This is a genomic window from Streptomyces sp. NPDC057486 (assembly GCF_042802415.1).
In the GTDB taxonomy this organism is placed as follows: Bacteria; Actinomycetota; Actinomycetes; order Streptomycetales; family Streptomycetaceae; genus Streptomyces; species Streptomyces yanii.
This window is the reverse complement of record NZ_JBHVEE010000021.1, coordinates 39,169-58,069: the sequence shown is the minus strand read 5'-3', so window position 1 is coordinate 58,069 and position 18,901 is coordinate 39,169. Positions and strand designations below refer to the sequence as shown.

Genomic DNA, 18,901 nt, shown 5'->3' with positions numbered 1-18,901 from the left:
CTCGCATTCCGCGATCACCCGTTCTCCCCGGCCACGCGCCGGTCCGTCGAGGGTGACGACAACGGGACGACCCGCAGCGGGGTGCGCGGCGGGCGGGCCCGCCATTCGCGCGGGTAGCCGATCGACACCTCCTCGAACCGCACGCCGTCGTAGTGAGTCACCCGCGGAATGTGCAGGTGCCCGTAGATCACGGCCGCGGCGCGGAAGCGGCGGTGCCAGTCCCGGGTGAGTTCCGTCCCGCACCACTGGGCGAACTCCGGGTACCGCAGCACATCGGTCGGTTCACGCACCAGCGGATAGTGGTTCACCAGAACCGTACGGTGGTTCTCCGGAACGGCGGCCAGCCGGAGTTCGGTCTGCCGTACCCGCGCACGGCACCAGTCGTCGCGCGTCGGGTACGGGTCGGGGTGGAGGAAGCGCTCGTCGGTGCAGACGACCCCGGTCCTGTGGGCATAGGCAAGGGACTCCTCCTTGGTGGTCGTGCCCGGTGCGCGGAACGTGTAGTCGTACAGCACGAAGAGAGGCGCCACGGTCACCGGCCCCTCCTCGTCCTCCCACACCGGATAGGGATCCTCCGGGGTGACGACGCCCAGCTTCCTGCAGAGCTCGACCAGATGGAGGTACCGCGCCTCGCCCCGCAGCTCCACGGGGTCGCGCGGGTGGGTCCACAGCTCATGGTTGCCGGGGACCCACATGACCTTCGCGAAGCGCTCGCTGAGCATCTTCAGCGCCTGCTCGATGTCGGCGACCTTCTCGGCGACATCGCCTGCGACGATGAGCCAGTCGGCGTCGGTGCCGGGACGCAGGGACGACACGATGGCACGGTTATCGGCGTAGGCGACGTGCAGGTCGCTGACTGCCAGCAGCTGTCCGTTCAGGGCAAGCACTCCTCGTTCCGTGGGTTTCGCACCCGGCCGTCCCCGGCTCTTCCCGTCAGTGGTGGAACGGTCCGGGACCGGAGCGGGCGAGCGTGACGCCGTGTGCCCGGCAGGCCCGTTCGCCCTTCCCTGCTCCGATCGAACCATCTGGCCCGGCAATGTACGAGACGCCATGACGCCGGGCGTGGTCGCCGGATTCCGGCAGGGCCGGTGGGTCCGGCCGCGAATCCGGTGACCCCTGTCGCCCCCGGTCTCCCATGCCGACCGACGTAGCATGATCCCTATGGAAAAGCGCACACTCGGCAGGACCGGACAGGACGTATCCGTCGTCGGACAGGGCACTTGGCAGCTCGGCGGCGACTGGGGCGAGGTGCGGGAGGCGGACGCCTTCGGTGTCCTGGACGCGGCCGTCGAGTCGGGCGTCACCTTCTTCGACACGGCGGATGTGTACGGGGACGGCCGCAGCGAACAGCTCATCGGCCGCTATCTGAAGGACCGCCCCGACGCCGGAGTGTTCGTCGCGACCAAGATGGGCCGCCGCGCCGAACAGGTTCCGGAGAACTACGTCCTCGACAACTTCCGTACCTGGAACGACCGCTCGAGGGCCAATCTCGGTGTCGACACCCTCGACCTCGTGCAGTTGCACTGTCCGCCCACCGCCGTCTACTCCTCGGACGAGGTCTACGACGCACTCGACACCCTCGTCGCCGAGCAGCGGATCGCCGCGTACGCGGTGAGCGTCGAGACGTGTGCCGAGGCCCTCACCGCCATTGCCCGGCCCGGGGTCGCGAGCGTCCAGATCATCCTCAACCCGTTCCGTCTCAAGCCGCTGGACGACGTCCTCCCGGCCGCGCTGGCGGCCGGTGTGGGCATCATCGCGCGGGTGCCGCTCGCATCCGGGCTGCTCTCCGGGAAGTACACCGAGGACACCGTCTTCGCCGCCGAGGACCACCGCACGTACAACCGCCACGGCGAGGCCTTCGACCAGGGTGAGACCTTCTCCGGCATCGAGTACGCGACCGGGGTGGCGGCGGCCGCAGAGTTCGCCGGGCTCGCACCGGAGGGGGCGACCGCGGCCCAGACCGCGCTGCGCTGGATCATTCAGCAGCCCGGTGTCACCAGCGTCATCCCGGGTGCGCGTTCCGTGAAGCAGGCGCGGGCCAACGCTGCGGCTGCGTCGCTTCCGCCGCTGCCGCAGGAGACGCTGGACGCGGTACGGGACCTCTATGACCGCCGCATCCGGGCCGCGATCCATCAGCGCTGGTAGCAGGACCGGCCGGTCGTCAGTCGTAGAGATCGACCCGCACGCTCAGTAGGTCGGTGCCGAGCGCTCGGACAGCCGCGCTGTTGAAGCGCGGCAGTGTCGCGAGCCGGGCGCGCGGGTCGTCCTGCGGGACGGGGTGGGCCGTTCCGGCGTGCCAGCGTCCCCTGATCCGGACCCGGACCTCCGGGTTCGCCCGGATGTTGCGTACGTACTGCGACTTCTCGCCGTACTCCGAGACCAGCCAGAACTCCCTGCCGGCCCGGCGGCCGCCGACCGGGGTGCGGCGGGGCAGTCCGGACGTGCGTCCCGTGGTCTCCAGGAGGGTCTGATTCGGCAGTCGGCGGATGATCGGGTTGGCGATCCGCCGCTGGAACGTCGTGACCGCCCGGAACTTCATCTCGTGATAGCGCGACATGCGTGACTCTCCCGTCGTTGCCGGTGACTCTCGCCGGAGCCGGCCCAGGGGCTGTCCCGACATCCCCGGCGGGCGCACAACGAGAGCTGCGGCACCTTGCCGCGGTGTCGGAACCCAGCGGGTACGCCCTGTATCAGGATGCCCCTCCGCCCCGCGAAGCACCGCACCGGACGCCGCGACCTGTCCGACCTCGATCCGTCGGACACCTCCGGTCGAGAAGCCGGGCGGGCTGCGGCATCCGGGGGAGGGATGATCAGCCCAGCGCCGCGCCGTGCAGGAGCAGCAGCGCGATGTCCATGCCGGCCAGCCCGAGCGTGGCCAGGAACGGCAGGCGGCTTTCGGGCGCGGAGCGCAGCGGGAGGCAGACGGCCACGGCCAGGGTCCCGGTCACGACGAGACCGGTCCAGCTCGTCGCGTCCGGTGGCCCCGGTGGGCCGAGGACGAGGACGGCCGATGCGGCGAGCAGCGCGAATGCCGCGACAGTACGGGTCCGACGTCGGCCCAACCGCTGCGGCAGGCCGCGGACGTCTGCGGCCAGGTCGGCGTCGATGTCGGGGAGCACGTTGGTGAAGTGTGCGCCCACGCCGAGGAGCGCGCCCGCGACCACCGGCGTGGCGGCCGGCCAGGGGTGGCCCGGCAGCGCGAGCGTGACGAAGGCGGGCAGGAGGCCGAAGGCGACGGCGTACGGGAGCCAGGACAACGGTGTTCGTTTGAGGCCCAGGTTGTAGGACCAGGCGGCGGCGACCCCGATCAGATGGGCGCCGCCCGCCGCCGCGCCGTTCGCCAGCGACAGGGGGACGCACAGGGCGAGTGCGACGCAGGCCGCCACCGCGACGGTACGGGCCTTCACGGCGCCGTCCACGAGCGGCTTGTCACGCCGGTTCGCAGCCGTGTCCCGTGCGATGTCGATGCGGTCGTTGCTCCAACCGACGGAGAGCTGTCCGGTGAGCAGGGCCAGAGCGACCAGGAAGCTGCCGGACGCATCGCGGCCCGCGGCCACTGCCAGCGCGGTGATCAGGGCGGAGACGGCCAGTGCGGGGGCCGGGTGGGCCGACAGGAACAGGGCCACCGCGAGCCGGCCGAGGCGGGGAGCGGCCGACGGCACGGCGGCGGGCGCCGAGGCGGACACGGAAGGTGCCCGGAAAGTGTGATTCATGACGTTCGATCAAAACACGCTATTCGCCCCTATGGTGACGGGATGACGCGAATCATCGCGATCCATGGTGTGCTCCCGCCGCACCGGTACGAGCAGTCCGAGATCACCCATGCCTTCGCCGACATGTGCCTGCCACCCGGCGCCGACCGTGGTGTGCTGGAACGCCTGCACGCGTCTGCCACGGTACGTGGCCGCCATCTGGCCCTTCCCCTGGAGCGGTACGCCTCCCTGAGCGGCTTCGGAGAGGCGAACGACGCGTTCATCGAATCCGCGCTCCCGCTGGGGGAACAGGCCGTGCGCGGCGCCCTGGACCGGGCGGGTCTCGACGCGAGCGAGATCGACCTGGTCATCTCCACCTCCGTCACCGGTATCGCCGCTCCGTCGCTGGAGGCGCGGCTCGCCGGACCGGTCGGGTTGCGGCCCGATGTGAAACGCGTACCGATCTTCGGTCTGGGCTGTGTGGCCGGAGCCGCCGGACTGGCCCGGGTCCACGACTATCTCGACGGCCACCCCGGACAGGTCGCGCTGCTGCTCTCGGTCGAACTCTGTTCGCTGACCCTGCAACGTACCGACGCGTCCGTGCCGAACCTGGTGGCGGGCGCACTGTTCGGCGACGGCGCCGCCGCGGTCCTCGCGGTCGGCAGGGACCACCCGCACCGTCGGGGGCACCAGCGCGGGCCGGAGGTGGTCGCGACCCGCAGCACGCTCTACCCCGGCACCGAACGCAGCCTGGGCTGGGACATCGGCGACGCGGGCTTCCGTATCGTCCTCGGCGCCGATCTCCCGGACCTGGTGCGCGAATCGCTCGGCGACGAGGTGCGCTCCTTCCTCTCCGACCACGACCTCAAGACGCAGGACGTGACGGCCTGGGTCTGCCACCCCGGCGGCCCCCAGGTCCTGGAAGCCGTACGCGAGACGCTCGATCTGCCCGCCCGGGCACTGGAAGCGACCTGGCGTTCGCTGGCCGAGGTCGGCAATCTCTCCTCCGCGTCCGTCCTGCACATCCTCGGGGACACCCTGGCGCTGCACCCACCACCGCCCGGATCGCCCGGTCTCCTCCTCGCGATGGGGCCGGGCTTCTGCACCGAACAAGTCCTCCTCCGCTGGTAGTCGCCCGTGATCCCCTACACCGTCCTCGTCCTCCTGGTCGCCTTCGAGCGCCTCGTCGAACTCGTCACGGCCCGGCGCAACGCAGCCTGGAGCCGTCGCCACTCCGGAACCGAGTACGGGCGCGGGCACTACCCCGTCATGGTCGTCCTCCACACCGCGCTGCTGGCCGGCTGCCTGGGGGAGACCTGGCTGGGCGACCGGCCCTTCCTCCCCGCGCTCGGCTGGCCGATGCTCGCCCTGGCCCTCGGTGCCCAGGGGCTGCGCTGGTGGTGCATCACCACGCTGGGGCCACGCTGGAACACCCGGGTCATCGTGGTGCCGGACCTGCCGCTCGTCACCGCCGGACCGTACCGATGGCTGGACCACCCCAATTACGTCGCCGTGATCGTCGAGGGCGTCGCGCTGCCGCTCGTCCACTCCAACTGGCTCACCGCGACCGGATTCACGCTCCTCAACCTGCCGCTTCTCGCGACCCGCGTGCGGTGCGAGAACACCGCTCTGGCCGGGGCCGCCCCGGCGCCGACTCCCGCGGCCACGCCGTGATCGACCTGCTGGTGGTCGGCGGCGGCCCCGCCGGACTCGCCACCGCGATCCACGCCGCCGGATCCGGACTCGAAGCGGTGGTCGTCGAACCGCGCCCCACCCCGATCGACAAGGCCTGCGGCGAGGGCCTCATGCCGGGGGCCGTGCACGCCCTGGCCGAACTCGGCATCACCGTCGCCGGACACCCACTGCGCGGGATCCGATACGTCGACGACCACCACAGTGTCGAAGCTCTCTTCGCACCTGCCCCCGGCTGCGGCGTCCGGCGCACCGAACTGCACGCCGCCCTGGCCCGCCGAGCGGCGGAACTCGGCGTACCGGTGATCCCGGCGCGGGTGGGTGGCGTCCGACAGGGCGCCGACAGCGTCCGCGCTGCCGGTATCACCGCCCGTTACCTGGCCGCCGCCGACGGACTGCACTCACCGATCAGACGCCAACTCGGCCTGGACCGCCCGGATCCGCGGCCCCCGAGGTTCGGCCTGCGCCGCCACTACGCGATCGAACCCTGGACGGACCACGTCGAGGTGCACTGGTCAGCACGGGCCGAGGCCTATGTCACGCCGCTCGGCCCGCGCCTGGTCGGCGTCGCCGTACTGACCGCGGAACGCGGCCCGTTCGACAGCCACCTGGCCGACTTCCCCCTCCTCGCACGCCATCTGACCCCGGGCACCGCCACCCCGGTGCGCGGCGCCGGACCGCTGCGCCAGCGTGTCGGATCCCGGGCGGCCGGGCGGGTCCTGCTGGTCGGGGACGCCGCGGGATACATCGACGCGCTCACCGGCGAAGGGATCTCCTTGGCCCTCGCCGGGGCCGCGCAACTGGTGCGCTGTATCCGGGACGACCGCCCACTGGCGTACGAGCAGGCGTGGCGCAAGGTATCCCGGCGCCACCGCCTGCTCACCGCATCGCTGCTCCGGGTCCGGCAGCACCCGCGGCTCGCTCGTCGTATCGTCCCGGCCGCGACCCGCCTTCCCGCGGTCTTCGCCGCCCTGGTCAACCAGTTGGCGTGACCGGCTCTCCGGGCGTGGCTGTCCCGGCGGCCTCGCCCCTCACCGCCGACGGCGGCCTGCTCGGCCGCGATCGGCTCCGCCGCCAAGGTGTCGTCGGCCCGGGCCGCCGCTACTGCCCGGCCGAACCGCGGGACACATACCTGCGTCCGGGTTCTGCCGCCGCCGCTGACCCCGCCGAGCCGACCGAGGGCGCCCACCGCCTCGGCGCGGCCGCGCGAGGTGCCGAACGCTGAGGGCCGTGCGCCGCGTCAGGGGCGCCGGAAGGGCGGCGGAACCCCGGGAGCGGGGTACCCGGCACCCGCGTACCCGGTAAAGGGCGGGGGCGCCATTGCGCGGCGCCGCCGCGTCAGCAGGCCCACCAGCGTGCAGACGGCACCCGCCAGGGCGAGAACCACACCGACGACTGCGCCGAGCCTCAGCACCGTCGGCACGGTGGCATCGTCGAGCGCGCGTCCCCGCACGGCCGTCACGGGCACGGTTCCGGAGCGCTCGTCGGAGAAGTAGCGCGAGTCGTTGGCGTTTGCACGGTTGTCGCCGAGGAGGAACATCCGACCGGCCGGCACCTTCACGTCGTACGGGCCGTGCCCGCCGTCGACCTCCGCCCCCTTCAGGTACGGCTCCTTGAGCGGTGTCCCGTTGACGGTCAACCGGGTCCCGTCGAAGACCACATGGTCGCCTCCGAGCCCGATGACACGCTGCATCACGGCCTCGCCGTTGTAACGGTCCGGCATGCTGAAGAGCACCACATCGCCCTTCCGTGTCTTCTCGCCGCCGGTCTTCGCGATGAAGACCCGGTGACCCGGGACGTATGTCGGCTCCATGGACTCGCCCCCGGGCGTCACCATCGTGTAGTCGCTGCGGATGGTCCGGAGCGCCCCCGCCGTCAGCACGATCCCGAGGACGGCAAGTACGGCCCCCGTGATCAACACCCCACGTCCCGCGCGTCGCATTCGCCGATCTCCCGTCGCAGTCGTCACCCTCACCCCACACGTGCAGCGACACCGTAGAGGGTCCCGGGCGACGGGCAGACGGCGGGGCGGGGACCAGAAGGACGGGACGGCGGCGGCGCCCCTACTCCAGGCCGGAGACCTTGAACACGGTCCGGGCCGTGCGACGGTCGATACGGTCTCCGAGCTGCCGCAGCGCCGTCGCCCCGCAGAGCAGCGTCCCGCGTTCCACGCAGGTGCGCGCGGCCTCGTCCAGGCGGTGCCAGAGAGCCGGATTGGCGACGAACACCCGGGGGTCGAGCTCGACCCGGCGGCCGTGGGCGTCGCGGAGCAGCAGGCGTTGCGCGACGCCGTCTGACCAGCGCACGGACACCAGGAGGTCCGTACGCACAGTCGTTCTGCGCAGCAGGCTGCGGGAGGAGAGCCACCCGGTGCCCGCACAGACGCGCGGGGGTACCAGGACCGCACACAGCACCGCGGCGATCGCCGCCCACAGCAGGACACGAAGCCAGGTGAGGCGGCCGGCGGCTGCGTCGACCGCCAGGAGGAGGCCCAGCAGCGTGACGGAGCAGCCACCCGCGAAGCGGGCGTCTCCGGCCCACTCGTGGTCGTGCACCGTCCCGCCCGGGGGCGGGACGGCACGGTCGGCGTGGCTGATGCGGCCGGCAGGGCCGGTGTGGGGGTCGGGTACTGCCCCGGGGACGGGTCGTCGCATGGCGCAGAGGCTATGGAGAGCGGAACAGGCGGTCGGTACGCCTTGACGAACCGCTGACGCCGGAGCCGGGTGTCCTGACGGATGTCTGACGACCGGCGGCGAGCGGAGTCAAGAAGGCATGAAAATACGGTCTTCCGACGGCAAGGAGGCGACAGGACCGGGCGCAGCCTGTCACGCGAGGGCGCAACCTGAGCGGACCTGAACAGAAGGAGTCCGTTCCATGTCCGCTCCGACCACCGAGGCCGCACCGAGCGTCGCGCGACCCGACGTCGAGGAACCCCCCGATACCGGCGCTCGGCACAAGCTCACCGCCGTCACCGGACTCGCCGCGCTCTCGCTCGACGCGATGGCCTCGGTGGCGTACGGCCCCGAGGCCATCGTCCTGGTCCTCGCTGCCGCCGGGGCGCACGGGCTCGGCTTCACCCTCCCGGCCACCCTTGCGATCGCCGCGTTGCTGGCGGTGCTCGTCGCCTCGTACCGGCAGGTGATCGCCGCCTTCCCGGACGGCGGCGGCAGCTACGCGGTCGCGAAGGCACATCTGGGTGCCCGCACGAGCCTGGTCGCGGCAGCCTCACTTGTCCTGGACTACGTGCTCAATGTCGCCGTCGCGGTGACCGCCGGGGTGGCAGCGCTCACCTCCGCGTTCCCCGAGCTGTACGGCGACCGGGTGTGGCTGTGCCTCCTCGTCCTCGTTCTGATCACCGGGGTGAACCTGCGCGGGATCGTCGACTCGGCGCGCGCGTTCGTCCTGCCGACCGCCGTCTTCGTCGGCTCGATCCTCGTGCTCATCGCCGTCGGTCTCTTCCGCGATGCCCCGGTCTCCACGGAGGCGGCCGCCGGTCACGCCTCCGTGCTCGCCGACAACGCCACCACCGTCGGCGCACTGCTCCTGCTGAAGGCATTCGCATCCGGGTGCTCGGCCCTGACCGGCGTCGAGGCCATCGCGAACGCCGTCCCGTCCTTCCGTGCCCCGGCCGTCCGCCGCGCCCAGCATGCCGAGATCGCCCTCGGCGCACTGCTCGGCGTGATGCTGATCGGACTGTCCGTCCTGATCTCCCGTTTCGGGCTGCAGCCGGTGGAGGGCGTCACCGTGCTCGCGCAACTCGCGGACGCGTCCGTCGGCCACACCTGGGCCTTCTACGTCATTCAGTTCGCCACCATGACCCTGCTGGCGCTCTCCGCCAACACCTCGTTCGGCGGGCTCCCGGTGCTGCTGAAGCTGCTGGCCCGTGACAACTACCTTCCGCACGTCTTCGGACTGAAGGCGGACCGTCAGGTCCACCGGCACGGTGTGCTGACTCTCGCCGGTGTCTCCGCCGCCCTTCTCGTCTTCTCCCGAGGCGATACCAACACCCTGGTGCCGCTGTTCGCGATCGGTGTCTTCGTCGGCTTCACCATCGCGCAGACGGGCATGGTCCTGCATTGGCGCGGGGCGCGCGGCGAGCGTTGGGCGGGCAAGGCGCTCCTCAACGGTGTCGGCGCCCTCCTCACCGGTGTATCCGCCGTCGTCGTCACCGCCACCAAATTCCACGACGGCGCCTGGCTGATCGTGGTCGCGCTGCCCCTGCTGGTCGCCGCGTTCGAGTTCGTGCACCGCGCGTACGGGAAGATCGGTGACAGGCTCGAGGTGGGCCGCATCCCCGAACCGCCGCACCGCGACCGCTCGTTGATCATCGTCCCGGTCTCCTCTCTGACCCGTCTCACCAGCGAGGCGCTGACGGCCGCGGTGTCGCTGGGCGACGAGGTCAGGGCGGTCACGGTCTGCCACCCCGACCCGGAGGACCGCGCCCTGAGCGAGGCACTGGAACGGGACTGGGCGCTGTGGAACCCGGGAGTGCCCCTGATTTGCGTCGACTCGGACCGTCGTTCCCTGGGCCGACCGATCGCCTCATACGTACGGGAGCTGACCGCCGCCGAGCCCGGCACCCGGATCACCGTCCTGATCCCCGAGGTCGAACCCGCCCACGTCTGGCAGCGCGTACTGCAGAACCAGCGGGGTGCGGTGGTGGCCCATGCGGTACGCCGCGACACGCATGCGGTGATCTGCCGACTCCGCTTCCGGCTGGACCTGGACGTGGCCGTCCCGAGGCCGGCCGTACCGCAGGCGTGTCACCGCAGGCGGACGCAGTCGTGAGCCCGTCGCTCCCGCCTCTGTGCGAGCCGCCTGCCGGTGGTGAACCGGCGGGCGGGCCGCACGTCGAACTCGTCACGGAGCTGGTCGTACGGGAGTCCACCGGCCCGGTGGCGTCGGGAGCTTCCCGATGACTGCCACCGGCAAGATCAGGAAGGCTGAGCTCCGGCCAGCCAGTCGTACGCGGTCTGCGCCGTGAACTCGCCCTGACCGCCGCGGAAGAGCAGCTCCGCCGTGGTGAACGCCGGATCGTCGGCCGTCGACGCCACATAGGGGACCGCGATGCAGCGCATGCCCGCCGCATGCCCGCCGCATGCGCTGCCGCCACGCCCGGAGCCGCGTCCTCGAGCGCCACGCAGTCGCCGGGCGCCGCGCCCAGCCGCCGCGCGGCCTCCAGGAACACGTCCGGCGCCGGCTTCCCGTGCGCCACCTCGTCGGCGGAGACATACGTCGTGACGTACGCGCCGAGGCCGGTGCCCGTGAGCACCGCCTCGATCGCGGCCCGGGACGAACCCGATGCCACAGCCGTCGCGATCCCCTCCTGATGCAGACGTTCCACGAACTTCCGCATCTCGGGGAACACCTCCGTCGACGATCGGGCCAGCTCCAGATAGAGAGCGTCCTGGCCGGCGAGGAGTTCGTCGACGGGCGTCGCGATCCCGTACGCGGCCCGCAGCGCCGTCAGCGTCTCGCGGGTGCTGATCCCGATGTACCGGGTGTGGTGCTCCCAGGTGAAGTCCGGCACGCCGTGAAGGGCGAGGAGCCGGCGCCCCGCCTCGTAGTAGTTCGGCTCGCTGTCCACGAGTGTGCCGTCGAGATCGAAGATGACCGAGGGGGCAGGGCTGGGCCGAGTGCTCATGGCACCCAGCATGCCAAGGTGGTGGTCAGTTCGACGGTTCGGCCGTGGCCAGGCCGATGGATCGGACCAAGGGCAGCAGCCGGTGCGGAACCCGCTCGCGCAGGGCCACTTCGGTGCGGGTCCGTACCACCCCGGGCAACTGGATCAGCTGCTGGATCACATCCTCCAGGTGCCCGTTGTCGCGGGCCACGACCCGCGTCAGCAGATCGCCGCCGCCGGTGGTCGAGAACGCCTCGACGATCTCCGGCACGGCGGCGAGGGCCTCGCCCACCTCGTCCAGATGCCCCTGGGTGACCTCCAGATGGACGAAGGCGAGCACCGGGTGGCCGAGGGCGGCGGGGGAGAGGACCGGGCCCGTACCGGTGATCACACCGTTCCGCTCAAGCCGGTCGATACGGGCCTGCACGGTGCCCCGGGCGATGGAGAGGATCCGTGCGTACTCCCGCACGCTGGTCCGGGGCTGCTCGATGAGCAACCGCAGGATGCGGGTGTCGAGCGCGTCCACCGCCATGGTCCGTCGGCCTCTTCCTGGTCTGCTGATAGGGACTCCGACTGTACCAATGGCCCAGTGGACGGGCCCGTGCCCGTCCACATGGAGTCAGGGACGGGCATCCTCGGGGAGGGTGACCAGCCAGTGGGTGTCGCGACGGGGGCGGAGGTAGAAGGCCCAGTAGAGGGTGGCTGCCGCCATGATGCCGCCGGTCCACAGCAGGTACGTGGTCTCCTGCTGGCTGAGGATGTAGACGAGTACGACGATCAGTGCCACCGGCATCGCGGGCCAGAGCGGCATCCGCCAGGCGGGCAGGTCCTTGTGGCCGGTGCGGCGGGCGGCGAGCGCGGCCACGGCGACCAGCAGGTACATGCCGGTGACCGAGACGCCGGTCACGCCGTACAGGGTGTCGAGGTTGACGAAGCACAGCGCCGCGCCGGGAACTCCGACCACCAGGGTGGCGACCCACGGCGAACCGAAGCGGCCGAGGCGGGCGAGGGCGTTGTTGACCGGCTCGGGCCACGCCTTGTCCCGGGCGGAGGCGAACAGCACCCGGGAGTTCTGGATGACCATGACGATGCCCGCGTTGATGATCGCGAGTGCGACGCAGAGGCTCACGAACGTACCGACGGCCGAGTTGCTCCAGGCGGTGACCATGCCGCTGATGTCACCGGAGGTGAGCGCCGCGAGGTCGGGTGCGCCCATCGTGATCGCGACCACCGGGACAAGGATGACGGCCGTCGAGATGGCCAGGGTGGCGAGGACCGTGCGGGCGACGTTGCGCCGCGGGTTCTCCATCTCCTCGGAGAGGTAGACGGCGGTGGAGAAGCCCTGGGTGATGAAGAGTGCGATGGCCAGACCCGAGACGACCAGCATCGCGGTGACCGGGCGGGACTCCCCGCTGTCGCTCGCGACCACACCATGGATCAGGCTGCCCGCGCCGCGCTCGGTGTGGGCGAAGCCGAGCACGGCGACGACGGCCGCCGCGATGACTTCGAGAACCAGGAAGACGCCGGTGATCCAGGCGTTGGCACGCAGGTCCAGCAGACCCGCCAGGGTGGCGAGCACCATGACCCCGGCCCCGGCAGCCTCGGCCGGGATGTGGACCAGCGGAGCGAGGTAGTCCGCCGTACCCATGGCGATCACGGGCGGAACGATCATTACGACCAGCAGAGACAGGACGAACACAAGCCACCCGGCCAGCCGACCGGTCAGGGTGGTGACCATGGCGTACTCGCCGCCCGCGCTGGGGATCATGGTGCCCAGCTCCGAGTAGCAGAACGCCACGGCGATACAGAGCAGCGAACCGATGGCGATGGTGAGCGCGGTGGCGGAACCGAGATCGCCGAACAGGTCGGGCACGACCACGAAGAGCGTGGATGCGGGCGTCACGCAGGAGAGGGTCAGCAGGGTCCCCCCGACGACACCGATGGAACGCTTGAGGGTGCGCGGGCCGTCCTGGCTGTGGGGATCGGCCTCCGCCGGTGCGGTGCCGGAGGTGACGGGCTGGCTGAGCATGTCGGTCATGGAGCGGTTCCGATCGACTGGGTGTGACGGGTGACGGCGGGAGCGCTATCGCCTCCGTGGCCTGCTGCGCTGTTGGTTTCGTTTGCTCCCGGCGCGTTATGGAAACCTGTGGGATCCGTCACGTCAACCACCTATTACCTACGGAATTCGTTGCAACCAAGCGCGCAGCTGGCGGTATTCGTAGATCTGGCGAGGGTTGGCCTCTTATTGACAACTTGATGGTTCAGGCTCTTCGTCTCCTTGATGACCTTCGAAATGAAGGCATGTATTTGCCGGTGCCTTTGATGCGTGAGTCGGCGGTGAGGGGTTCGGGTTCGGCGGACCGCGCTCGGACCGCAACGGGATGCGCAGCGTGTAACCGGTCACGTTGTACGGATTTTTGCCTTGCGTGACGTGCGGGAGCTCCGGCCCGGACCGGCTGTCCCCGTGACGCCCGCTCCTCATGACGATGTAACCAGTGTTACTTTTGCTCGATGAGTGAGGAATCGCCGACATCCCCGCTGTCGTGGGTGGTGCTGATCGTGCGGCTGCCGACGCAGCCCTCCCGGCACCGGGTCGCGGTATGGCGGGAGCTGCGCAAGGTCGGCGCGCTGTCTCTCGGGCAGGGCGTGTGGGCGGTACCGGAGGTGCCGGTCTTCGCCGATGGCGTTCAGCGGGCCGTGCAGCTGACCGAACGCGCCGACGGCGAGGCCGTGGTGCTGCGCGCCGCCGGACGCGAACCGGCCGACGCCGCCCGGTTCCAGGCCATGTTCACCGCCGCACGCGAGGAGGACTGGGCGGAGTTCCTGGCCGACTGCGGGAAGTACGAGACGGAGCTGGACAAGGAGATCCGTCATGCCAAGTTCACCCTGGCCGAGCTCGAGGAGGAGGAGCAGAGCCTGGAGCGGCTGCGCCGCTGGCACCGTGACCTGAAGGCCCGGGACGTGTTCGGGGCGCCGGGATCCGGCGCGGGCGACCGGCAACTGGCCGAGTGCGCCCGGCGGTTCGAGGACTACAGCGAGAGGGTCTTCGCCCACCTGCACGCCTTCGGTTCGGACGGCGAAGGCGCGCAGCCGTGATGCCCGGGCCCGCCCAGGAATCGAGGCCTCTGCCCGCCGCGTCGCGGCGGCGGATGTGGCCGCTGTACGCAGCGGGGTTCACCACCGCCTTCGGCGCGCACGGCATCGCGGCCAATCTCGGCCAGGGCGATGCCGGTCTGACGCGTTCGGTGCTGTATCTCGGGCTGTTGCTCGCGCTGTACGACGGGGCCGAGGTGGTGCTCAAGCCGGTGTTCGGGACGCTCGCCGACCGGATCGGCGCCCGGCCGGTGCTGCTCGGCGGGCTCATCGCGTTCGCCGCCGCCTCCGCGGTGTTCGTGGTGGTCCGCGATCCCGGCCTGCTGTGGGCCGCCCGGCTGGGACAGGGGGCTGCCGCCTCCGCGTTCTCACCCGCCGCCTCCGCGCTGGTGGCCCGCCTCAACCCGCAGGCCCGGCACGGCCGCGCATTCGGCTCGTACGGATTCTTCAAGAGCATCGGCTACACCGCAGGACCCCTGCTCGGCGGCGTGCTGGTCTGGGCCGGCGGTCTGATGCTGTTGTTCGCGGTGCTGACAGCCCTGGCCGCCGTGGTCGCCCTGTGGGCCGCGTTCGCGGTACCTGCCGTACCGCCTCTGCCCAAGGCGCGTCAGACCGTCCTGGGGCTCGTCCGGCGACTGGCCGACGGTGCCTTTCTGCGGCCGGTGGCAGCCCTGGCCGCCGCCACTGCCGCACTGTCCGTCGGGGTCGGGTTCCTGCCGGTGTCCGGGCTGGCTGCCGGTCTGTCGCCGGTGGTGACCGGCGCGGCCGTCTCCGTCCTCGCCCTGTGCGCCGCGCTCGTGCAGCCGTGGGCCGGACGGGCCCTGGACGACGGGCGCCTCGGCGTCGGCGGGGGACTGGTGGCCGGACTGCTGGTCACCGCGTGCGGACTGACCGCCGCCATGCTGCCCGGTCTGCCCGGCATCCTGTCCGCCGCCGTGCTGATCGGGGCCGGAACCGGGCTGATCACTCCGCTCGGCTTCGCCGCCCTCGCGGGTGCCACCCCGCACGAACGGCTCGGCCAGACCATGGGAACGGCCGAACTCGGACGTGAACTCGGTGACGCCGGAGGCCCGTTGCTGGTCGCCGCCGTCGCCGGTGCCGCCGGCTTGACCTGGGGCTTCGCGGTACTCGCCGCAGCGACCGCCGTCCTTCCGCTTCTCCTGGCCGCTCGCCGCACACCCCCGGCGCGCGGCTGACTTTGCCGTGGGTCAGCGCGCCGCGGTCACCCGTGGGGTGTCGCGCATTCCCAGGCGCAGGTGCTCGACGTGGAAGAGGGCCTGCTCCAGGAGTTCGGCCACGTGGTTGTCGTAGAGCGCGTAGATCACCGAGCGGCCCCGGCGTTCACCGGTGACCAGGCCGAGGTTGCGCAGCAGCCGGAGCTGGTGGGAGCAGGCGGACTGTTCCATACCGACCGCGTCGGCGAGTTCTGTCGCGGCGCAGGGGCCCTCCTGGAGCTGGGCGAGGATCCGCAGCCGGGACGGAGTGGCCAGCGCCTGGAGGGTGGCGGCGACATCGGCGGTGCCCACTGTTTCGAGGCGTTCGCGTGACGTGGCGGCTTGCGTGCCGTCGGATCCGTGGCCCATGGGCCTCATCCTACGGAGATGCACACATGAATGTATGTTCATGAATTTTTGTATGGTGGCCGGGCCGGACCCGCTCTGCCTCCCCGTGCCTGAACGAGCCCCGATCCCATGAGGTCCGCCCTCACGCCTTCCGCTCGGTGTCCACGGTCATGAGGGCTCCACCGTGATCGTCGGCCTCAACGGTCTGCGCCTGCTGCGGGACGGCGCCTGGAAGCGGGCCTGTGCCGAGGCCGGCGTGTGAACCGCCCGGAAGGCCTTCCTCCGGCCCGACGGTTCAGCAGCACGTGGTCCATTGGCGCTCACCTGGCACATCGAAAGCGTATCGGGATGTGCCAATGGCGCAGTTGTACCGGTTCGACTTGAGCCAGATGGCGGCGAGATGCTCTCATGAACCCGGTCGATGGCGCTGCGGATCCCGCGGCGCCTTTTTCATGTCCGGACAGAACAGGGAGTGGTAATCGGTGCTGAAGCGGATGTTGGTGGCTCCGGACCCGGGGCGGCTGCGGCTGCGCAGCTCGGCCCGGGCCGTTCTCGGCATCGGTCTGGCCGTGACCCTTTCGGGCCTGGTCAGTCACTCGCTTCCCGCGGCCGTCGCCGGCGGCCTCGCCGCTCTGCTCGCACTTTTCACGGTCACCGACGCACGGGTCCGCGACCAGGCGCTCACCACCTCGCTGCTGCCCGTCGTCGGATTCCCGGTCCTGGCAGTCGCGACGGCGCTGCACGACCACCCCCTGGCGCGCGACGCCGCGTTCCTCGCCGTCGTCTGCGCGGGGGTGTACGCGCGCCGCTGGGGTCCCCGCGGTCATGCCCTCGGGGTTTTCGCGTTCATGGCGTTCTTCATGGCGCAGTTCCTGCACGCCGTACCCGGCCAGCTGCCCGAGCTGTACGCCGCGGTCGCGCTCTCGATCATCACCGCCTCGGCCGTCCGCTTCGGTGCCTGGTGCTACGAACGACGGCTGCCCACGCCCGTCGTACCCGTACTCCCGGGCAGTCGCGGGCTGGCCCGGACGACCACGCGTCAGGCGATCCAGGCAACTGCCGCCAGTGCCTTCGCGCTCGGCATCGGGCAACTGCTGTCCGCCGACCGCTGGTACTGGGCCGTCGGCACCGTCTGGTGGGTCTTCGTGAACACCGCCTCGCGCGGCGAGACACTGGTCCGCGGCTTCCGCCGCGTCCTGGGCACAGTGGCCGGGATCGCCGCAGGGCTGCTGGTCGCCGTGCCCCTGCACGGCGACACGGTTCCCACCGCGGCCCTCGTCGCCGTCTGCGTCTTCGGCATCTTCTACACCGCCGCCGTCTCGTACAGCTGGATGGTCTTCTTCGTGACCGTGTTGGCCGGACTGTTGTACGGCCTGCTCGGCGTCCTGAACCCGGGGCTGCTCGTGCTCCGCCTCACGGAGACCGGGGCCGGAGCACTCGGCTCGGCGCTCGCCGTCCTCCTCGTACTGCCCGTCACCCTTCACGCGACCACCGACGCCTGGATCCAGCGCGCACTGCGCTGCGTACACGCCTGCACGGCGGGGGCCGCCGCCCGCCTGGCCGGTTCCCCGACCGCCGACCCCGGTCCGCAGGTGACCGAACTGGAGGCGCTGCTCGGCCGGGTCAGGCTCTCGCTCGCCCCCCTGGTGCATCCGCTCAACCCGCTGCGGGCCCGTAAGGAGCGCGCCCGCCAGGTCCTCGCTCTGCTCGACCTGTGCGCCCGCGAGGTGCGTGGTCTCGCCGCGGTCGCCGCCGATCCCGACGCCTCGCACGATGCCCGGCTCGCAGCGGCCTGCCGCCGTGTCGAGGCCGCGGTGCTCGCCCTGGCGCAGCCGGGACCTCCCCGTACGGAACTGAACGCGCTGCCCGCACACGCGGCGCACCACCACCCCGGCGCCGAGGCCGCACTCGCGCATCTGCATGCCCTGGAGCGGGCACTCGCGGAACTCGCCGCGCCCCTGCGCACCTCACCCCGCGCCCCGCTCGTCCCGGCCTGACCTGCGACCTGGGACAGCAGGCGGCGACACGGCCCTGGTCTAGACCGCGCAGGGTGCACTGCTACCGTCGCCCCGGAAGATCACGGCGGCCCGAACCGCCGTGATCAGTCGGCGGAGAGGGGCAGAAGCGGTGAGCAGCCACGGTGCGGGACGGGCATTCATAGGGTCGTTCACGTCGGCGGGCGGTCGGGGAGTCGTCGTCGCCGCGCTGGACCGGAAGACCGGGGCGCTGACCGTCCTCGGCGCCACGGACGCCGTCCCCGATCCCTCGTATCTCGCCCTGGGCCCCGGCTCCACCACCCTCTACACGGTCAGCGAGACCGAGTCCGGCGCGGCCGCCGCCCTCGACATCGCCGGCGACGACCCGCGGCTGCTCGGCGGGATCCGGCCGGTGGACGGCAGCGGACCCACCCACCTCGCACTGACCGGCGGACACCTGATCACCGCCAACTACGGCTCCGGCAGTGTCACCGCCCTCCCCGTGCGCGCCGACGGAACGCTGGGCGCCGCCACGTCCGTGCTCCGGCACGAGGGAAGCGGACCGCACCCGGCCCGCCAGCAGGCCCCGCACGCGCACCAGGTGCTCCCCGACCCCTCGGGCACCTGGGTGCTGAGCGTGGACCTCGGAACCGACTCCGTACGGATCTGCGCCCTCGAGACGAGCACCGGCACGCTGCGGCTGCACGGTGAGACGGCGCTGCGACCGGGAACCGGACCTCGCCACCTGGCCTTCCACCCCGCGGGCACCCACGCCTACGTCCTGAACGAACTCGAACCGACCGTCACAGTCTGTCGGTGGGACGCGGCCACCGGAACCCTCGCACCGGTCGGCGAGACGACCGTGGTGCCCGAGGACGTGGCCACCGACGCGGACGCGGTCGTCCACCCGTCCGAGCTCGTCGTCTCGCACGACGGCCGGTTCCTCTGGGCCGCCAACCGGGGACATGACAGCATCGCCGTCCTCACCCTCGACGAGACGGGCGAGAAGCCGTCCCTGGTCACGACCGTGAGCTGCGGTGGCCACTGGCCTCGCGACCTCGCCCTCGACCCCACCGGGCAGTGGCTGTACGCGGCCAATGAGCGGTCCGGGAACGTCAGCTGGTTCGCCGTCGACCCGAGCACCGGCATCCCACGCCACGCGGGCTCGCTGACGGCTCCTGCCGCCTCCTGCGTGATCTTCGGCTGAGCCGACCCACCGTCCGGCCCCGGAGCGCAGGAGACGGCACACAGCGGGGCCCGTAC

Annotated in this window: 18 protein-coding genes and 1 pseudogene; 10 read left to right on the top strand and 9 right to left on the bottom strand. The window is 71.4% G+C overall.

The annotated features are described in order from the left end of the window. Positions 1 to 14: 14 nt before the first annotated feature. Positions 15 to 887 carry a metallophosphoesterase family protein gene (locus tag ACFU6I_RS13035; RefSeq protein ID WP_384364676.1) on the bottom strand — a complete coding sequence of 291 codons (873 nt, stop codon included), beginning with the start codon at positions 885 to 887 and terminating at the stop codon, positions 15 to 17. Between the two features lie 265 nt (positions 888 to 1,152). Here ACFU6I_RS13035 and ACFU6I_RS13030 point away from each other — a divergent pair, with 265 nt between their 5' ends. Next, positions 1,153 to 2,145 (top strand): aldo/keto reductase, encoded by a 993-nt coding sequence (locus ACFU6I_RS13030; protein WP_384364673.1) that lies wholly within the window; start codon positions 1,153 to 1,155, stop codon positions 2,143 to 2,145. A 16-nt stretch (positions 2,146 to 2,161) separates the two neighbouring features. On the opposite strand, the gene ACFU6I_RS13025 is transcribed toward ACFU6I_RS13030, so the two are convergent. Together ACFU6I_RS13025 and ACFU6I_RS13020 are read right to left on the bottom strand one after the other, a co-directional pair. Continuing rightward, complete coding sequence (locus ACFU6I_RS13025) at positions 2,162 to 2,557, bottom strand: nitroreductase/quinone reductase family protein (RefSeq protein WP_384364670.1); 396 nt, start codon at positions 2,555 to 2,557, stop codon at positions 2,162 to 2,164. A 253-nt stretch (positions 2,558 to 2,810) separates the two neighbouring features. Next, positions 2,811 to 3,713: a UbiA family prenyltransferase gene (locus ACFU6I_RS13020; protein WP_384364667.1), complete on the bottom strand. Its 903-nt coding sequence runs from the start codon at positions 3,711 to 3,713 to the stop codon at positions 2,811 to 2,813. A 42-nt stretch (positions 3,714 to 3,755) separates the two neighbouring features. Here ACFU6I_RS13020 and ACFU6I_RS13015 point away from each other — a divergent pair, with 42 nt between their 5' ends. The 4 genes from ACFU6I_RS13015 to ACFU6I_RS13000 are packed head-to-tail and all read left to right on the top strand — an operon-like array spanning position 3,756 to position 6,609. Beyond that, positions 3,756 to 4,823: a type III polyketide synthase gene (locus ACFU6I_RS13015; RefSeq protein WP_384364664.1), complete on the top strand. Its 1,068-nt coding sequence runs from the start codon at positions 3,756 to 3,758 to the stop codon at positions 4,821 to 4,823. A 6-nt stretch (positions 4,824 to 4,829) separates the two neighbouring features. Then, entirely contained in the window at positions 4,830 to 5,366 is a 537-nt protein-coding gene (locus ACFU6I_RS13010; RefSeq protein WP_384364661.1) for an isoprenylcysteine carboxyl methyltransferase family protein, read from the top strand. Continuing rightward, the gene (locus tag ACFU6I_RS13005; protein WP_384364659.1) at positions 5,363 to 6,376 is read left to right on the top strand and encodes an NAD(P)/FAD-dependent oxidoreductase; all 1,014 of its coding nucleotides are present in this window, start codon (positions 5,363 to 5,365) and stop codon (positions 6,374 to 6,376) included. The genes ACFU6I_RS13010 and ACFU6I_RS13005 overlap by 4 nt, the downstream gene beginning before the upstream one ends. Next, entirely contained in the window at positions 6,373 to 6,609 is a 237-nt protein-coding gene (locus ACFU6I_RS13000; protein ID WP_384364656.1) for a hypothetical protein, read from the top strand. The genes ACFU6I_RS13005 and ACFU6I_RS13000 overlap by 4 nt, the downstream gene beginning before the upstream one ends. Positions 6,610 to 6,624: 15 nt before the next feature. Here the strand turns inward: ACFU6I_RS13000 and lepB are convergent, their stop codons facing one another. Both lepB and ACFU6I_RS12990 read right to left on the bottom strand, forming a co-directional pair. Further along, the gene (gene lepB / locus ACFU6I_RS12995; protein ID WP_384364653.1) at positions 6,625 to 7,305 is read right to left on the bottom strand and encodes a signal peptidase I; all 681 of its coding nucleotides are present in this window, start codon (positions 7,303 to 7,305) and stop codon (positions 6,625 to 6,627) included. A gap of 142 nt (positions 7,306 to 7,447) precedes the next feature. Next, complete coding sequence (locus tag ACFU6I_RS12990) at positions 7,448 to 8,038, bottom strand: hypothetical protein (RefSeq protein ID WP_384364650.1); 591 nt, start codon at positions 8,036 to 8,038, stop codon at positions 7,448 to 7,450. Positions 8,039 to 8,258: 220 nt separating this feature from the next. On the opposite strand from ACFU6I_RS12990, the gene ACFU6I_RS12985 reads away from it, so the two are divergent. Continuing rightward, positions 8,259 to 10,172 (top strand): APC family permease, encoded by a 1,914-nt coding sequence (locus ACFU6I_RS12985; RefSeq protein WP_384364647.1) that lies wholly within the window; start codon positions 8,259 to 8,261, stop codon positions 10,170 to 10,172. Positions 10,173 to 10,318: 146 nt separating this feature from the next. Here ACFU6I_RS12985 and ACFU6I_RS12980 read toward each other — a convergent pair. From ACFU6I_RS12980 to ACFU6I_RS12970, 3 genes and pseudogenes are all read right to left on the bottom strand, one after another. Next, a pseudogene (locus ACFU6I_RS12980) lies at positions 10,319 to 11,028 on the bottom strand (HAD family hydrolase). Between the two features lie 25 nt (positions 11,029 to 11,053). Continuing rightward, positions 11,054 to 11,539, bottom strand: coding sequence for an Lrp/AsnC family transcriptional regulator (locus ACFU6I_RS12975; RefSeq protein WP_384364644.1), 486 nt, complete (start codon positions 11,537 to 11,539; stop codon positions 11,054 to 11,056). Between the two features lie 87 nt (positions 11,540 to 11,626). Continuing rightward, a complete protein-coding gene (locus tag ACFU6I_RS12970; RefSeq protein ID WP_384364641.1) occupies positions 11,627 to 13,045 on the bottom strand; it encodes an APC family permease in 1,419 nt (472 codons plus the stop codon). A 473-nt stretch (positions 13,046 to 13,518) separates the two neighbouring features. On the opposite strand from ACFU6I_RS12970, the gene ACFU6I_RS12965 reads away from it, so the two are divergent. Continuing rightward, the gene (locus tag ACFU6I_RS12965) at positions 13,519 to 14,103 is read left to right on the top strand and encodes a Chromate resistance protein ChrB (protein WP_384364638.1); all 585 of its coding nucleotides are present in this window, start codon (positions 13,519 to 13,521) and stop codon (positions 14,101 to 14,103) included. A gap of 53 nt (positions 14,104 to 14,156) precedes the next feature. After that, positions 14,157 to 15,296 (top strand): MFS transporter, encoded by a 1,140-nt coding sequence (locus ACFU6I_RS12960; RefSeq protein WP_384364787.1) that lies wholly within the window; start codon positions 14,157 to 14,159, stop codon positions 15,294 to 15,296. A 12-nt stretch (positions 15,297 to 15,308) separates the two neighbouring features. Here ACFU6I_RS12960 and ACFU6I_RS12955 read toward each other — a convergent pair whose 3' ends face one another. Next, positions 15,309 to 15,683, bottom strand: a complete 375-nt coding sequence (locus tag ACFU6I_RS12955; protein WP_384364635.1) for an ArsR/SmtB family transcription factor — start codon at positions 15,681 to 15,683, stop codon at positions 15,309 to 15,311. A gap of 461 nt (positions 15,684 to 16,144) precedes the next feature. Here ACFU6I_RS12955 and ACFU6I_RS12950 point away from each other — a divergent pair, with 461 nt between their 5' ends. Further along, positions 16,145 to 17,659, top strand: coding sequence for an FUSC family protein (locus tag ACFU6I_RS12950; protein WP_384364632.1), 1,515 nt, complete (start codon positions 16,145 to 16,147; stop codon positions 17,657 to 17,659). A gap of 130 nt (positions 17,660 to 17,789) precedes the next feature. After that, positions 17,790 to 18,845, top strand: a complete 1,056-nt coding sequence (locus tag ACFU6I_RS12945; protein ID WP_384364629.1) for a lactonase family protein — start codon at positions 17,790 to 17,792, stop codon at positions 18,843 to 18,845. The last annotated feature ends 56 nt before the right edge of the window (positions 18,846 to 18,901 follow it).

Bases quoted from the DNA above. Each gene is read 5' to 3' on its own strand.
- ACFU6I_RS13030 (WP_384364673.1), top strand. From the start codon at position 1,153: ATGATCCCTATGGAAAAGCGCACACTCGGCAGGACCGGACAGGACGTA.
- ACFU6I_RS13025 (WP_384364670.1), bottom strand. From the start codon at position 2,557: ATGTCGCGCTATCACGAGATGAAGTTCCGGGCGGTCACGACGTTCCAG.
- ACFU6I_RS13020 (WP_384364667.1), bottom strand. From the start codon at position 3,713: ATGAATCACACTTTCCGGGCACCTTCCGTGTCCGCCTCGGCGCCCGCC.
- ACFU6I_RS13015 (WP_384364664.1), top strand. From the start codon at position 3,756: ATGACGCGAATCATCGCGATCCATGGTGTGCTCCCGCCGCACCGGTAC.
- ACFU6I_RS12990 (WP_384364650.1), bottom strand. From the start codon at position 8,038: ATGCGACGACCCGTCCCCGGGGCAGTACCCGACCCCCACACCGGCCCT.
- ACFU6I_RS12985 (WP_384364647.1), top strand. From the start codon at position 8,259: ATGTCCGCTCCGACCACCGAGGCCGCACCGAGCGTCGCGCGACCCGAC.
- ACFU6I_RS12975 (WP_384364644.1), bottom strand. From the start codon at position 11,539: ATGGCGGTGGACGCGCTCGACACCCGCATCCTGCGGTTGCTCATCGAG.
- ACFU6I_RS12970 (WP_384364641.1), bottom strand. From the start codon at position 13,045: ATGACCGACATGCTCAGCCAGCCCGTCACCTCCGGCACCGCACCGGCG.
- ACFU6I_RS12965 (WP_384364638.1), top strand. From the start codon at position 13,519: ATGAGTGAGGAATCGCCGACATCCCCGCTGTCGTGGGTGGTGCTGATC.
- ACFU6I_RS12960 (WP_384364787.1), top strand. From the start codon at position 14,157: ATGTGGCCGCTGTACGCAGCGGGGTTCACCACCGCCTTCGGCGCGCAC.
- ACFU6I_RS12955 (WP_384364635.1), bottom strand. From the start codon at position 15,683: ATGGGCCACGGATCCGACGGCACGCAAGCCGCCACGTCACGCGAACGC.